Genomic DNA, 15,221 nt, shown 5'->3' on the forward strand with positions numbered 1-15,221 from the left:
AATTGGTATGGTTCTTCATTAGCGCTGTCATCGTCATAGGAGCTCTGATCTATGCGGGCTTTTTCTTTTATGGAATTGCTATTAAACGAGCACCGAAGGAATTCCTGAGTAATAATCGTGATTTGAAGGTTGATCCACCGGTTGCCGGGGCTTCTTGGGGTGAGGGGAAGGATTGGATCTCCAGTCAGAGCTTTGAGAATGTGGAGATTACATCTGAGGACGGGCTACAACTAAGAGGGTACTTGCTCCTTTCGGATCGTGCTGAAGGTCGTACGGCGATTTTAGCTCATGGTTATTCTGGAAAAGGGAAGGATATGGGGGCGTACGCCAAAATCTATTACGAGAGACTGGGCTTTAATATCCTGATTCCCGATGCCAGGGGACATGGGGAAAGCGCTGGCAATTATATTGGTTTTGGATGGCATGAGCGCAAGGATTATTTGCAGTGGATTGAATATATAATAGAAAAGACTGGGCCCAGTGCTCAAGTTGTGCTGCATGGGGTCTCTATGGGTGGTGCTACAGTGCTAATGACCTCAGGTGAAAAACTCCCGCCGCAGGTTAAAGCTATTGTCTCGGACTGTGCTTACAGCTCAGTTAAAGCACAATTAGCCTACCAACTACGGCGTATGTATCGCTTGCCAAGTTTCCCTTTTATTCAAAGTGCGAGTCTAATTACTCGTTTGAAAGCAGGGTATGGTTTTAGTGAAGCGTCTGCCTTGAAACAGGTGAGGAAGGCGAAGGTACCGATTCTTTTTATTCATGGGAATGCCGATAATTTTGTACCATATAGTATGATGAATGAATTGTATGAGGCATGTCAGAGTCCCAAAGAGAAGTTCGTAGTGCCGCAAGCAGGGCATGGGTTAGCTTATGATATGGATAAGACGGGGTATATAAACGTAGTAACAGCTTTTGTGAATCAATATGTAAATTAGAAGCCCTGAACGTAGACAGCGCCCGATATCCGCTAGGTAGCGGTTATCGGGCGCCTATATTTTTCCACACATGGCATGTGTCCTTATGTAAGGTTCGTACAGCCATGCTTTTTCGTTATATTCATCCCCCGCCGTTCGTGAGTAACGGGTGTCTTAATTCCTTGTTATTTCCAGCAGCCGTGTGGCGAGAATAATCCTTCCAATACGACAAAAGCCCTACCTCTCTTTTGCCCTTGCGGCTCCATTGACCGCGCCAGTGTGAATCGGAATGCTATATTTCGAATTTAGTCTCATAAAAAGGAAAGTTTCTGCAAGAAAACATGAAGCCTCTGTGTCCAAATTGCCGAAGTGTAAAATAGTCGGCCTGACATCTTCTTGATGGGGATATACAATATATCGAAAACAAATACGATATAAATATAACACAGTATTGTTTAAAAGGCAAATATAATAATGAATTCCAAGATAAGGGTTGTTTGATTTTAGAGAGGAACAAACCTCGATAAGGAGCGCTTAGATTTTGAAAGTAACTTAAATTGGGTTAATTGTGAATTATTCCGGAAAAGCTAGTAAACCAGAGGAGATGGGCGATCTCGGTGCAAATGGGCTAAAATGTAAGTTGGATATTTTTGCAAACGCTACAAACTACAACTGAAAATGCCAGAGACGAATGGGTTGTGTTTGCTGGGGTTATTTTGCGTGCCTATTTTGTGAACAGCTCTCTAAAACTGACAATAAACCCCAACATTGATTGAAGGATTGAGGGTAGACCGTTATAATTAATAAGTCTGGATTTTAATTAAAAAATAAGGGAGATTTTTATGAAACGCGCAGATGTGTGGTTGATTTCCATCGTGTTAATTGCTGCGCTCGCTTTTCTCGCACCGAGATGGTTTTCGGACAATGATGATAAAGGTGGGGCCGGTAAAAATCTCGTAGCCAATGTAACGGTGGACGGCGAGTTATTTAAAACGGTAAAGCTTACAAAAGAAGAACAAACCATTGAGGTCCGTACCGAACGTGGCTATAACCTCTTGAAGGTGCATGATTACGGGATTGAAATGTACGATGCCGACTGCCCGGATCAAGTATGCCTAGGTTTTGGTTTTATTACCCTGCCCAAACAGACGATTGTCTGTCTACCGCATAGAGTATTAGTGGAAATCACAAGTGCGTCGGGGGAGGATGATATAGATGCCTATGTCCAGTAGTGAATCTGCAACAGCTTTAAAAAGAACGGTAATTATTGCGATTTTCGCCGCAGTGGCAGTAGTGCTTAGTCTAATAGAAGCGCAGATTCCGTTGTCAGGAATGGGACTGGTGCCGGGTGCTAAACTAGGATTAGCTAACATTATGATTTTGACTTGTATTTACTTTTTACGTGGACGGGACGCATTCCTGCTTGTCATCCTCAAAACGTTGCTTACTGCATTTTTGCTAGGTACTTTTTCAAGCTTACTATTCAGTTTATTCGGTTCGCTGTTTAGCTTTGTTGTAATGTTCGTGTTAATGCTGATTAGTGGCAAAGGCAAGAGTATAAGCTTGATCGGCATTAGTATAGCTGGTGGGATTGCACATAATATCGGTCAGCTGCTGGCAGCTTCTATGGTATTCTCATCCCTTAGTATTTTTTATTATCTTCCCATGCTGCTAATCACTGGAGTAGTAACAGGAATTGCCGTGGGCTATGCAGTCCGTTATTTGGTGGCTTCATTGTCAAAAATATCGTTGTTTGAAGAGTTTTTGGACTGATTAGTCACATCAGCGGAAGGATGACTAACATGAATGAATCATATGAAGGTCAAGAATTAGAGGGAGAAGGACAAGCTATCATCTCTCTGGATGGGGTATCGTTTGGTTATGATCCTGAGCATCCGATTCTTCAAAATATAACGTTATCTATTTTTCAGGGACAATGGGTTAGCTTGGTTGGTCCCAATGGCTGCGGGAAGTCTACGCTAGTTAAGCTACTAAATGCTTTGCTGCCTAAGAGTGCTGGCGAGATTGTGGTTAGTGGTATGCAACTGAGTGAGGAAACGATCGGAAGCATTCGGCAATGCATCGGTATGGTGTTCCAAAATCCAGATAATCAGTTTATTGGAGCCACTGTAGAGGAAGATATCTTATTCGGCCTGGAAGGGCTTTGTTTGTCGTACGAAGAGATGGCTGAACGATTACACTCTTATACGACGAGGCTGGGAATAAATCATCTGCTGTCCAAACACCCAGGTGAGCTGTCTGGAGGCCAAAAGCAGCGTGTCGCTATCGCCTCCATTCTTGCTATGGAACCAGGCATCGTCATTTTTGACGAGGCCTCTTCTATGTTGGATGAAGGAAGCAGAAATGATCTTCTTGGTATTTTGCAGGATATGCGAGCGGAAGGAAAGTATACGATCCTTATGATTACGCATGATGCAGATGAGATTTTGGCATCGGACCGGGTGCTTGCACTGCATGGAGGTGGTTTAGCTGCTGATGTTACACCGGCGGAGCTGTTCCGGAACGAGGAGCTTCTGCAAAAATGCCATCTGTGTGAACCGTATCCTTGGCGTCTTGCACGCGAGCTGCAGAATCAGTGCATCCATGTGGATGTTCCCGCCAGTGAAAAGGAGCTTATAGACACGTTATGGCCATAGAATTACAGCAAGTAAGTTATTCCTATGCTGACCGAAGCCTATGGAAGCTGACGGCGCTCCGCGACATTAACCTCAGTGTTCCAACAGGCTCTATGGTTGGTATTGCTGGGGCGACAGGTTCTGGTAAATCGACACTGCTGCAGTTGTTTAACGGGATACTGAAACCAACGGAGGGTACAGTAAAAGTACTCGATGTAACCATCCAGGCGGGGGAGAAATCACCTAAGCTGATGCCGCTGCGCCGTAGAGTCGGATTGGTATTTCAATTTCCAGAGCAGCAAATGTTTGAAGATACGGTCGAAAAGGATCTTATCTTCGGTCCTCTTAACTTCGGCATGAGCCTCGAAGAGGCAAAGGCACGCGCAAGACAGGCCATGTTGGATATGGGGCTGGATCTGGCGCTGCTAGAGCGGAATCCTTTTAAATTGAGCGGTGGGCAAATGCGTAAGGCAGCTATCGCCTCCGTACTAGCTATGGACCCTGAAGTCATCGTTCTGGATGAACCGACGGCTACGCTTGATCCCATCAGCCGTGCAGATCTAATCCACTTGCTGGAGCGTTTATGCCGTGAGCAGGGGAGAACGATCATCGTCGTCACGCATCGGATGGATGAGTTATTGCCTTACGCGGACAACTGGCTTGTCCTTAAAGAGGGCAGTACGGCATTTCAAGGCAGCGTAAAAGCGCTGGCAGATGACCCTTCGATTCTGGAACAGTGTGGCTTGACGGTTCCGCAGTCCCTTCGTTACTGGCGTGCAGTAGCTGATCGCTTTGATCTTACGGATGAAGCTCCTCGCTTAACGGCAGAGAGCTTAGCAGAGCTAATCGCTTCGCTGCCATCTGGATCAGGCAACTCTAGCGAGCAGCGCGAAGGAAAGAGGGATGGTCATGAATGAGAAGCTAATCATAGGGCGCAGTATTGAGACCGGTTCATGGGTGCATAAGCTAGATGCTCGTGCCAAAATCACCGGAATGCTATTATACGTAGCTGTTATCCTGCTCTCCCGTTCGTGGATGGCTATGGCGCTGCTGGCTATTTTCTCAATAGCGGTTATGGCTTCCACTCGGATTCCGCTTAAATACTTCCTGAAAGCAGCTAAGCCTTTACGGTATTTAATGCTATTTATCTTTATCGTACAGCTGCTGTCTGTGAAGACGGGTGAGGCGGTGCTTACGCTTGGTTCGTGGTCCATTTATGAAGGAGGGCTAAGATTAGGCGCATTTTCGGTCATCCGCATGTTCTTTCTGATCACTTTCACGGCGTTACTTACATTCACCACAACGCCGGGTAAGCTGAATCAAGGGCTAGAGGGGATTTTGGCTCCATTCAAAAAGTTTGGCTTGAAGCCCGACCGTATCACACTGATGATCAGCATTTCCCTTCGTTTCATACCTACGATTCTAGATGAGTCGCAGATTATCATGAAAGCGCAGGCCTCACGGGGTGCTGATCTGAAGGAGCTACCTTTAAAGGAAAAGGGGCGGATGTTAGTGTCCTTGCTGGTTCCGATTATCGCTAGTGCGTTTAGGCGTGCGCAGGATCTGGTATATTCCATGGAAGCTCGTGGCTTTCGTATGGATGCTCCGCGTAGCCAGTATCACCGCCTAAGGTGGGGCATATTCGATACTATTTTTATTACTATGTTTATTGTAATGGGGATTGCAGTAGCTTTGGTGTAAAGTACAACTTGTATGGAGAGTATCAACTTGGGAGGGAACTTGAATGGCACGTTATTTTAATGGTAGAGAGATTGAATTATTAGCACCCGCAGGAACGTTTGAGATTTTCAAGGAAGTGATCCAGGCACGATGTGATGCAGTTTATTTTGGTGGACCTGTATTGAATATGAGAATGATGCGTAAAGGATATAATCTGTCTCATGAGGAGATCGTAGAGGCACTAGATATTGCTCACCGTCTAGACAAAAAAGTGTATATCACAGTGAATAACCTATTTAGTGAAGAAGATGTGGAAGAGGCTAAAGAATATTTGCGTTTCCTTGATGGTGCTCGTCCTGATGCCTTGATTGTTCAGGATATGGCAGTGCTGGAGCTAATTCGCGAGATGGAGCTTAATCTTCCTATTCACTCTTCGGTCATGATGAATGTTCACAATCTGGAAATGATCTACGCATTGCGTGACCTGGGTGTAAGTCGTGTGGTTACTTCGCGGGAAATGGATTTGCAGACAGCTAAGCTGCTAGGTCAGCGGAGTGGGATGGAACTGGAGTATTTTATTCACGGGGATATGTGCTCCGTTCACGGTGCGAATTGTTATTTCAGCTCCCATGTATTCGGTATGAGCAGTAACCGTGGGAAATGTATGAAGCCATGCCGCTGGGATTATCGGGTTAAAAAAGACGGGTATGTATATCCGGCCGAATACCCCCTAGCTGTAAAAGATATGTTTATGTATGAGCATCTTCCGGAATTGATTGAATCAGGGATTACCTCCTTCAAAATAGAGGGCCGCATGCGGGATAAGGAGTTTATGGTGATGCTGGCGAATAGCTACGGCGAAGCCATTGACCGGTATATCGATGATCCGATTGGCTTTGATCGTACGGTAGATACGAAAGAGCTTCATAACAACCGTAAACGTGACTTTTCGACGGCGTATGCCTTCGGCAAACCAGGACTGACTAACATTAACCGCCGTTATGAAGGAACTGGTAAATTTTATAGCACTGGAAAAGTATTCAGTACACCAACTGCAGAGCGTGAGCTGTCTGAGAAACGAGTTGAGCAGTTGCGGGAAAGATTGGCTGAGGTCGAGCAACCGCAAAAGACAAAAGCTAAGTTAGCTGTACGTGTGAATAATATGGAACAGGCACGGATGGTCTTAGAGCTTGGTGTAGATAGCCTCTACTTGCCAGGGGATGTATTTGAACCAGATAAACCTTTTACAAAGCGTGACATCAAGGAACTGGGTGAGCTAAAGGGCGATAGCAAAATCTACTTGGGTTTACCACGTATGATGACCGAGCTGCATTTTGACCAATATGATCAATTGCTTGGCGGAGAACGCTTGCCGATTGACGGTATTATCGTTACAAATTTAGGAGCTATTCGTCGTTATAACAATACAGGCTATCCGCTAATTGGGGACAGTAACTTAAATGTATACAATCATCTTTCAGCGCAATTATATGCTAACTTAGGTTTAACTCAGCTTTCGGTATCGCCAGAAATGACGCTAGAGCATTTTGCTACCTTTGCCTCTCATTGCAAAACGCCTTTGGAAGTTGTTGTTCATGGTACACCTGCACTAATGTATATGGAACATGATCTTTATGAGAATACGGAGTTAATGGAGCCTATTGCTGAAGAGGATAATCAATATGTACACAATAATGTATTGGTACTAAAGACAGACCAAGGCGAGAATCCGGTATATCGTGATCAGCACGGCCGTTGCCATCTTTTATTCGCAAAAGAGCTTTGCTATTTACCTTTGTTGAGTGAGATGAGTGGACTAGGGATATCAAGCTTCCGTATTGAAGGAGCAACCTATAGCGTCGAACAGCTACGTGAAATTATTGTTTCTTATCAACAGGCAATCAACGGATCTGATAGCGGGGATGACATGCTGGGCGGCCTTAAGCCAGTCTATGCTGGTTATACTTTGGGCTCGCTACAGTTCAACTAATTGTATTTTAATGGGAACTAAATATCGCCTAGTGATAGGGCGGTGCACAGGACTCTATGAATAAGTTACTATTTTCACAAAAAGGAGAGAACCCTTCATGGAACAACAAGACTTCATCGGAAGAGAAGCAGTAGCAGCCAAACGTAAGCAATATTTCTATCCTTGTACACAGCATTTTTACCGTGATGCACCTCAGCTTGTTCGTGGTTCAATGCAGTTTGTTTATGATGAAAAAGGAAAGTCCTATACGGATTTCTTCGCTGGCGTATCCGTAGTCGCATGTGGTCACTGTAATCCGGCTATAACAGTACGCACGATTGAACAACTGCAGCAGCTGCAGCATACGACAACCATCTATCTAACTCAACCGAGTGTAGATTTGGCAGAGCGTTTGGAAGAGGTTATGCCGGGTGGGCTACGACGGACCTTCTTTGTTAACAGTGGCTCTGAGGCTAATGAGGGAGCTCTGCTGCTCGCTCGGATGTATACGGGACGTAAAGGATTTATAGCGCTGGAGAGTGGCCTGCATGGCCGTACCAATCTAACTATGAGTGTGACAGGCCTGCCTATGTGGCGTACCGATAAATACTTGGATCATGACGTTGAGTTTATTCCTCGCCCTTATCATCCGGATTTATCGCTGGAGGAAGCGGCATCGTTATCCCTGGAATCGCTAGAGCGGGTGCTTGAAGAGAAGGGGAATACTATCGCTGCCATGATCGTAGAGCCAATCCAAGGCAACGGCGGAATGATTATGCCAACCCGAACCTACTTCCGTGATGTAAAAGCATTGTTAGAGAGATACGGTGTACTCCTAATCGCTGATGAAATCCAAACTGGATTTGGACGTACTGGTAAAATGTTTGCTATGGAGCATTTTGACGTTGTGCCCGATATTATAAGTATGGCTAAAGCACTCGGTAACGGAATTCCAGTTGCAGCCTTCGCTACAACCGATGAGATTGCCCTTGCCCTAAACCGTCCTTCAGCTTCCACATTTGGAGGGAATCCGGTATCTGCTGCAACAGCGCTGGCTGTGCTTGATTATATTCGAGATGAACGGCTTCCTGAACGCTCGGTACAGCTCGGAGAACGATTGAAGGCAGGTCTGAAGGCTTTGCAAGCTCGTTATCCTTCGTTGATGGTTGATGTGCGGGGAACTGGACTAATGCTGGGTGCGGAGCTAACGGGTGTAGATGCTGAGGGTGCAGCGGCACTTACAGATCAAGTGCTGGAGGCGATGAAGGACCGAGGTTATCTAATCGGCAAAAATGGCATAGGGCGCAATGTACTAGCCTTCCAGCCACCGATGATTATTACGGAAGAAGATATCGACGGGATGCTTAACGTCCTGAACGAAGTTCTTGCGGAGCTTAATGACTAATACAATGAATTTCAAGTAGCGAAGAAAGAGGAAAACTAATGGCTATTCTAAACATTTTTAAAACTGCAGGCCTAAAGCTTAAAATGTTCAGCGAACTGGTGATGTTCTCTCATACACTTTTTTCGCTGCCATTTGCTATTATATCGATGGTATGGGCCGCAGAGGGCTGGCCATCGGGACATGTGATGATCTGGGGATTGATTGCATTGATAGGCGCCCGTAATGGCGCCAATGCATTCAATCGGCTAGCGGACCGTACGTTCGATGAACAGAATCCTCGTACGGCACATCGACATCTGCCTCAACGCTTACTGGCGGAAAAAGAAGTTGTTGTCTTTGTTATTGTCAACTATGCCATTTTCATTGTGGCTTCAGGCATGCTTAATTTGCTCTGCTTGATCTTGTCACCGGTGGCTATCGTATTGATATCAACCTATTCCTACACGAAGCGGTTTACCTTTCTCAGTCATTTATATTTAGGATTTGTTATTGCTTCTGCACCGATTGGCGCATGGTTCGCTGTAACCGGAAATATCGCATTTACACCGTTTGTTATCGGTACTGTTGTTATGCTGTGGATTGCCGGATTTGATATTATTTACGGCACTCAGGATATCGACTTTGACCGGCGGCATGGTCTATGGTCTATTCCTAGCTTTTTTGGACTAGAGAACGCGTTGCGCATTGCAAAAGGACTACATTTCATCATGATTATGCTGCTATTGTTCCTATATTTATGGCGTGATCTCGGCTGGATGTATCTGGTAGGGATTGGCATTGCGACGCTGCTCCTGATGACCGAGCATAAGATTATAAAACCATCGAATCGTAAGCTGATGAAGGTGGCCTCTTATAATCTGAATCAGGTGATCAGCATAGTGATTTTATTGTGTACGCTGATTGATTTTTTTTATGTTAGCTAGGGAGAGTTAGTTCGATGGATGGTTAGGAGGTTAGGAAGCTGCACTGCGTGGAATGTTGGACTTTCGATCGCTGTTATTCTCGGATTTCTTTGATTTGAACCGGCTGTCTGCGGTAGAAATCCGAGAATAGCGTATGCTTTAGAAGTGAGCTTTCCTACGGAAAGCTTTCGGGCGAGCGCTACGCTTCTACAGTTCCAAAATTCCACGCAGTGAAGTCCTAACCAATGGCGCATTGCCTCCAAGCTAACAACAAAAGACAACAGCCTACCCAAAAGAGGGTAGGCAAAGGGATCGGAAAGCTGGCTACGCGGCTTTCCTTTTTTGTTTTTGTGGACATCTGCGAGGGGGGGGGCTAGAGCCGTATGAGAGGGCTGAACTAATCCAAGGCAGACTTATAGGGAAAACCTCCCTATATTACCGAGCTTTATTGACTTTAGATCTTGTTATAGGGAAAGTCTCCCTCTAAATTGGCTGATTGGTCTATAAACCATGCGAATTTAGGTTTTTAGAGGGAGGAATTCCCTATAATCGTGGAATTCAAGTGATTATTAGCTAATTAGAGGGAGGAATTCCCTATATAGTAACGTCAAATCCTAAGAGACTATTCTCCAAGAGCTAAACACGCTCACGGGCGCTGCGCTACGTTCGGCTTGTTTAGCAAAAGTACATAAAAAAAACGGATACCAACCCAAGTAAATGGGTGGTATCCGTTTTTGATTGCTCTGAGAGCAGATCCTTAGCGATCACGGTCGGCAAAATATTGCAGCAGCGTATCCAGATCGGCATGCGCCGGATAGGAGGAGAGCTGCTGCACAATCGCTCCAGCCTTATCTAGATAGTTCTGGCTGAACTGTTCGGCGCGAGCTAAGGCATCGCTTCTCTTAATAAGGGCAAGCACATGTGCCACCTCAGCATCGGAAGAATCAGGGCCGATTGAACGAATCACAGGCGAAAGCTTTGGATCCTGTAATGCATAAAGCACTGGCAGGGTAACCTGACCATGACGCAGATCGCTGCCGGCGGGCTTACCCAGCACAGCCTCAGACTGCGTGAAATCCAGCAGGTCATCTTGTATTTGAAAAGACATGCCTAAGGCTTCGCCAAAGGTATACAGAAGGTTGGCCACTTCCTCTGAGCTTTCGGTGGATAATGCACCCACACGTAAGCAGGTGGCCATAAGAAGAGCTGTTTTGTTTAAGGACTTCTCAAGATACTGCTCCATTGTAATCTCATAATCAAAAGCATGTTCCATTTGCTGATACTCACCTAGACAGAGCTGAGCAGTAGCTACAGAAGATAAGTCATGAACATATTTGTTTTTGTCTCCGGTATATTTGCTTAACAGTTCGATAACCCGAGCGGACATATAATTGCCAATATGCACAGCTGATAGTGTGCCCGTCTTAGTATGTAGGGCGGGTTTGCCCCGCCGTAACTCAGAATCGTCAATGATATCATCATGAATTAATGAGGCAACATGAATAAATTCAGCGGCAGCAGCTAATTGAAGCGCTCTTCGACCCGTATCCTTTCGGCCAAAACGACTGCCAACAATGACCATAAGAGGACGGAGGCGTTTACCTCCGGAATTTATAAGCTCAAGAACACTTTGCCCGAGTTGTGATTTCTTAGGAACATCCTTATCTCGTGCCACAAGATTTACGATTTCACGATTAATTTCATCTATGTCTATGTTTAAGGCCTCATGCAGCTTCATCTTATAGATCCCACCTGTCAAATGGCTTTGCTTGTGCGACTGCGCTGTCTGCACTCTTGAATCAAGAACTGTTCGATTCCAGCCGCTGGATCATGTTCCGCGAAGTCTCCATTTGACCGTCTAATTTGCATTTTTTTGATCGAAGGAGCTAGATAAGCAACTAGGTCGAGCTCACGGCATTTCACCGCAAACTGAAGGTAAAAGCTGTACAAATAATCTCCATCCAAAATGTTGCGTGTAAGGTCGGGATGACGTGGGATACATTCCATATGGCGCTCAGCTGCCAAAGTGAGAATAGTGTAAATACCCAGCAAATTGACTTTGCGGTTGTATTCCAGATCATGGCGTTCTAGTACCGAGATTAGCTGCTCACATGCAGCCGGAGAGGGATTAAGCTCAATTCCGGCAATAGGTGACATTTCAGTATGCAACAACCGGAGGGTATCTTCTATGAGTTGTTTGTTCACAAGATTCTCTCCTTCTTGTCGGTTTTGCCGGAAGAAACCATACCCCTGATCATCCCTACAAAACCATTCATTAAAGAATAAATTGACCATTTCCTGATATTAGGAAGATTATTTTCTTCTTGTAAATAAGGAGAGTAATGTGTCCTAGGGACACATTACTCTGAAGTACATCCATATTTAGCTTACTGACATGCAATCTACATATTTTCTTTAAAATAAATTACACGAATTCAGGGCTTTATAATCAGTCGGTGTATAGATACCATCGTCTGACGATCGGAACTCTCTTCCAATGTTTCTTAAGCCAAGGAAGTACATAGTAATCTAGGCCAAATGTGCTGCCCGATCCGCCGATGCAGGCGATACCCGCACCAACATACCATAACATTTCTGTAGAAGCCATTTTGGTCGACCAGATCATGACGGACATGGCTATCGTCGCTATAGAAGCAATAGCTGTGAACAGACCAACGATGAGCATAATACCGAACACGATTTCTGCACATACCATACCGATTTGGAACCATTTTGCGAGGAAAGTATAACTTCCGTCGTTGTTGTAGAACATCAAATCCATGAACCAGTTTGTAATATTATATACGAAGCCAGGAACTGGCAATGCTTCAACCGCTTCTTTTGCAGTGGATACTGCTGAAGCTGCAGATTGTGCATCTACTGTTGTTTTAACTGCATCCACCGCTACGCTGGCTGCTGATGAAGCATCCGTTGCAAAAGGAGCGGCTGGAATTAGGAATATCTTGTTAGGATCTACCCAAATTTTCCGTAGCTTATCTATACCTTCATATAACCACATTCCACCAAGCAGCATGCGAAGCGGAACGAGCCAGAAGTTAGGTGAACGCTTGGAGAAGTGTCCGCCCAAGAAGCTCTTACGGTTCTCAACATGGAAGAACTCATGCATCATGTAAGTCCAAACCTTATTGAAGCCTACAACCTGAGACAGGTAGAACATATTGATAAAGTGTTTGGATAACATTGCCATAAAACCAGTAAGCATAAAGAACTTGCCTGGCAAACCAACGTTTGCTACACCGTAGCGGCTACCGATGGATACCATGGTACCGTGGAAACCTGGTTTGTATGCTTTTTTAGCAGTGTTCTGAATGTCAGCTGCAATGTTACCAGCAACGATCGGAGCTGCTTGTTCAGCATTCTCAACCATTTGTGGTACAGGACGAGTTTCACCTTCAGGAATGAAGAAAATGTTGTCCCCTACTACATATACGTTCTTATGATCTACACTTTCAAGGTTCTCATTCGTAACAATACGTTTGCGTCCTTGTTGTTGTACTTCAAGTCCACCCACGATTTCAGAACCTTCAACACCTGCAGTCCAAACAATGGTTTGTGAAGCGACAACATTTTTCTCACCAAGGGCAACACTACCTTCGCCTACTTCAGTGATCTTGGCGCCTGTAACAATTTCCACGTTCAGCTTGCGAAGGTGAGCTTCGGCTTTTTGAATCAGCTTATCTGGAAGGATAGGCAGAATCTTCGGAGCCATATCAGCCACAATCAATCTTACTTCGGATGGGTCGATATAGAACTCCTTGCACAATTCCTCGCGTTGCTCAGCCATTTCCCCAACAAGCTCGACACCTGTAAAGCCGGCACCAATGATAACGAAAGTTAACATTGCACGGCGTACAGTTGGATTTTTCTCCATAGCGGCTTTGGTATACATGTCGCGGATTTGACGTTTCAATGCTACCGCATCATCGTAAGACCAGAAGGAGAAGGTATTCTCTTCTGCACCTGGAATGCCGAAGAAGGTTGGTTTGCTACCTGTACCGATTACAAGGTAATCATACGCATAGGTAGTTTTATTGGATTTGAGTTTCTTACCCTTGAAATCAATATTGCTGATTTCGTCAAGAACAACATTCACTTTAAGTCCAGCAAAGATTTTCTTTAGATCGATCTTGATTGAATCCTCTGGAGCACGGTTCGCGGCAACCTCATGCAGCTCAGTCAATAGAGTGTGATATGGATTCCGGTCGATCAGTGTGATTTCAACATCTTTGTTTTTCTTAAATTTCTTTGCCAGTTTCTTAGCCGTGAGTACGCCGCCGTAGCCGCCGCCCAAAATGACTATTTTTTTCAAAAGAAATTCACCTCATTCGTCTGATTAACTGCAGAAGGTTATGCGAAATTATTTCGCGCCTTCGAGTGCTTTTTCAGCAAGTGTAAAATATTCACCAACATGAATACTCACGCCGGAAATTGCATCAGTTTTACCTTCAGCTGTAAGTTCTGGAGCAGTACCTTTTTCAAGATAGTATTGCTCAACTTTTGCGATCTCTTCATGCCATTCAGCAGAAGCGCCGCCAGCTTTCATACCGTATTTACCATCGACGGAGAATTGTTTCTTGTCGTCGCCAGCAGCATTTACGCCACTGAATTTAACAGCAACAACATTACCGTTAGCAACAGTCAAGTCAACAGTGGATTTCCAACCGGAGTCTTTATCCATTTCGCCTTCAGCATGGTAACCTCCGTCTTTGTATTGACCAGCTTCAACAGGTCCAGCAGCCAGAGCAGCTTGAGCAGCTTTTACAAAGTCAGATACGTGTACAGATACACCGGAGATAGCATCAGTTTTCCCCTCAGCGTCTAAAGTTATAGCTGCTGGATCTTGTTTTTCAATCAGGAAAGCTTCAGCTTTTGCTGCTTGCTCGTGCCATTCAGAAGAAGCACCACCAGCTTTCATGCCATATTTACCATCTTCAGAAAGTTTTTTCTTAGAGTCACCAGCAGTATTTACGTTAAAAGCGTCCCAGTCAGCCTTAGTAATCTTACCGCCTTCTACAGTCAGAAGCGCATAATACTGCCAGCCAGTTTTAGCGTCGACTTCAGCAGCAGAGTAGTAATTTCCGTCTTTGTACTTAGCCGCTTCAGTTCCAGTGTTAGTGGAATTAGTTGCTGTACTGTTTTCTGTTGGAGCATTAGTAGCCGCCGGTGTGTTGTCTGTGTTGTTACCACAACCTGCAAGCAAACTACCTAAGATAAGGGCAGTCGACAAGATTACTGTTGTTTTTTTCATTTGTTATGACCTCCAAAAATATAGTTTAAAATATATATATTAAAATGTAAAACATTTTAATAGTAATGCGAAGTGATAAAAATCACTTTATAAATGATATTTGTCACTTTAATCTTGGGGTGAAGAGCCAAACTCTAACAGTATCATGACATATATCGGCATACGATAGAAAAAAATTTAATGATGTTGTTTCATCTCCGAGGGCATTCTAGCACATAGAGCAAATAACTCATGTGAAAAAAATCACTTAAAAAATTAAATGTTTAATTTATACATTGATTGTATCAAATTTTAAAGGATTTGAATACCTTTTTTTAAACTATTATTTGACAAATTGTGACTTTCTATAGATTAGGTAAGATTCATGGCGCATAGGACAGGGTAATGTAACGATAACACAGGATAGTATTCTACCCTACTTAATTCAGCTAAGGAGATGAGCA

The 15,221-nt window shown here is 44.5% G+C and carries 13 protein-coding genes; 9 read left to right on the plus strand and 4 right to left on the minus strand.

Features of this window, described 5'->3' with window-relative positions; genetic code table 11:
- The first annotated feature begins 2 nt into the window (after positions 1-2).
- The 9 genes from MHI27_RS02425 (at position 3) to MHI27_RS02465 (ending at position 9,530) form a co-directional block, all read left to right on the plus strand.
- On the plus strand, positions 3-938 hold the full coding sequence (locus MHI27_RS02425) for an alpha/beta hydrolase (protein WP_405175497.1): 936 nt from the start codon (positions 3-5) through the stop codon (positions 936-938).
- Positions 939-1,759: 821 nt separating this feature from the next.
- Positions 1,760-2,149 (plus strand): NusG domain II-containing protein, encoded by a 390-nt coding sequence (locus MHI27_RS02430; RefSeq protein ID WP_042184493.1) that lies wholly within the window; start codon positions 1,760-1,762, stop codon positions 2,147-2,149.
- Entirely contained in the window at positions 2,133-2,690 is a 558-nt protein-coding gene (locus MHI27_RS02435; protein ID WP_042123757.1) for a Gx transporter family protein, read from the plus strand. Before MHI27_RS02430 ends, MHI27_RS02435 begins: the two co-directional genes overlap by 17 nt.
- Before the next feature lie 29 nt (positions 2,691-2,719).
- Positions 2,720-3,574 (plus strand): ATP-binding cassette domain-containing protein, encoded by an 855-nt coding sequence (locus tag MHI27_RS02440; protein ID WP_405175498.1) that lies wholly within the window; start codon positions 2,720-2,722, stop codon positions 3,572-3,574.
- Complete coding sequence (locus tag MHI27_RS02445; protein WP_405175499.1) at positions 3,565-4,470, plus strand: ATP-binding cassette domain-containing protein; 906 nt, start codon at positions 3,565-3,567, stop codon at positions 4,468-4,470. Before MHI27_RS02440 ends, MHI27_RS02445 begins: the two co-directional genes overlap by 10 nt.
- On the plus strand, positions 4,463-5,254 hold the full coding sequence (locus MHI27_RS02450) for an energy-coupling factor transporter transmembrane protein EcfT (RefSeq protein ID WP_042184497.1): 792 nt from the start codon (positions 4,463-4,465) through the stop codon (positions 5,252-5,254). The genes MHI27_RS02445 and MHI27_RS02450 overlap by 8 nt, the downstream gene beginning before the upstream one ends.
- 43 nt (positions 5,255-5,297) lie before the next feature.
- A complete protein-coding gene (locus tag MHI27_RS02455; RefSeq protein WP_405175500.1) occupies positions 5,298-7,223 on the plus strand; it encodes a peptidase U32 family protein in 1,926 nt (641 codons plus the stop codon).
- A gap of 97 nt (positions 7,224-7,320) precedes the next feature.
- Positions 7,321-8,607, plus strand: coding sequence for an aspartate aminotransferase family protein (locus tag MHI27_RS02460; RefSeq protein WP_339268474.1), 1,287 nt, complete (start codon positions 7,321-7,323; stop codon positions 8,605-8,607).
- Between the two features lie 38 nt (positions 8,608-8,645).
- Positions 8,646-9,530 (plus strand): UbiA-like polyprenyltransferase, encoded by an 885-nt coding sequence (locus tag MHI27_RS02465; RefSeq protein ID WP_405175501.1) that lies wholly within the window; start codon positions 8,646-8,648, stop codon positions 9,528-9,530.
- Between the two features lie 736 nt (positions 9,531-10,266).
- On the opposite strand, the gene MHI27_RS02470 is transcribed toward MHI27_RS02465, so the two are convergent.
- The 4 genes from MHI27_RS02470 to MHI27_RS02485 all read right to left on the minus strand — a co-directional run bounded on the left by MHI27_RS02470 (position 10,267) and on the right by MHI27_RS02485 (position 14,778).
- Positions 10,267-11,247, minus strand: a complete 981-nt coding sequence (locus MHI27_RS02470; RefSeq protein WP_149644609.1) for a polyprenyl synthetase family protein — start codon at positions 11,245-11,247, stop codon at positions 10,267-10,269.
- Positions 11,248-11,264: 17 nt separating this feature from the next.
- Complete coding sequence (locus MHI27_RS02475; protein ID WP_405175502.1) at positions 11,265-11,714, minus strand: hypothetical protein; 450 nt, start codon at positions 11,712-11,714, stop codon at positions 11,265-11,267.
- A gap of 244 nt (positions 11,715-11,958) precedes the next feature.
- Positions 11,959-13,839, minus strand: a complete 1,881-nt coding sequence (locus MHI27_RS02480; RefSeq protein WP_042184509.1) for an FAD-dependent oxidoreductase — start codon at positions 13,837-13,839, stop codon at positions 11,959-11,961.
- 48 nt (positions 13,840-13,887) lie between these two features.
- Positions 13,888-14,778: an FMN-binding protein gene (locus MHI27_RS02485; RefSeq protein WP_076285940.1), complete on the minus strand. Its 891-nt coding sequence runs from the start codon at positions 14,776-14,778 to the stop codon at positions 13,888-13,890.
- Positions 14,779-15,221: the final 443 nt, after the last annotated feature.

This window comes from Paenibacillus sp. FSL H8-0261 (genome assembly GCF_045040645.1).
GTDB lineage: Bacteria > Bacillota > Bacilli > Paenibacillales > Paenibacillaceae > Paenibacillus_AQ.

Coding starts and splice junctions, on each gene's coding strand:
- MHI27_RS02430 (WP_042184493.1), top strand. CDS start 1,760: ATGAAACGCGCAGATGTGTGGTTGATTTCCATCGTGTTAATTGCTGCG.
- MHI27_RS02435 (WP_042123757.1), top strand. CDS start 2,133: ATGCCTATGTCCAGTAGTGAATCTGCAACAGCTTTAAAAAGAACGGTA.
- MHI27_RS02440 (WP_405175498.1), top strand. CDS start 2,720: ATGAATGAATCATATGAAGGTCAAGAATTAGAGGGAGAAGGACAAGCT.
- MHI27_RS02445 (WP_405175499.1), top strand. CDS start 3,565: ATGGCCATAGAATTACAGCAAGTAAGTTATTCCTATGCTGACCGAAGC.
- MHI27_RS02450 (WP_042184497.1), top strand. CDS start 4,463: ATGAATGAGAAGCTAATCATAGGGCGCAGTATTGAGACCGGTTCATGG.
- MHI27_RS02455 (WP_405175500.1), top strand. CDS start 5,298: ATGGCACGTTATTTTAATGGTAGAGAGATTGAATTATTAGCACCCGCA.
- MHI27_RS02460 (WP_339268474.1), top strand. CDS start 7,321: ATGGAACAACAAGACTTCATCGGAAGAGAAGCAGTAGCAGCCAAACGT.
- MHI27_RS02465 (WP_405175501.1), top strand. CDS start 8,646: ATGGCTATTCTAAACATTTTTAAAACTGCAGGCCTAAAGCTTAAAATG.
- MHI27_RS02470 (WP_149644609.1), bottom strand. CDS start 11,247: ATGAAGCTGCATGAGGCCTTAAACATAGACATAGATGAAATTAATCGT.
- MHI27_RS02485 (WP_076285940.1), bottom strand. CDS start 14,778: ATGAAAAAAACAACAGTAATCTTGTCGACTGCCCTTATCTTAGGTAGT.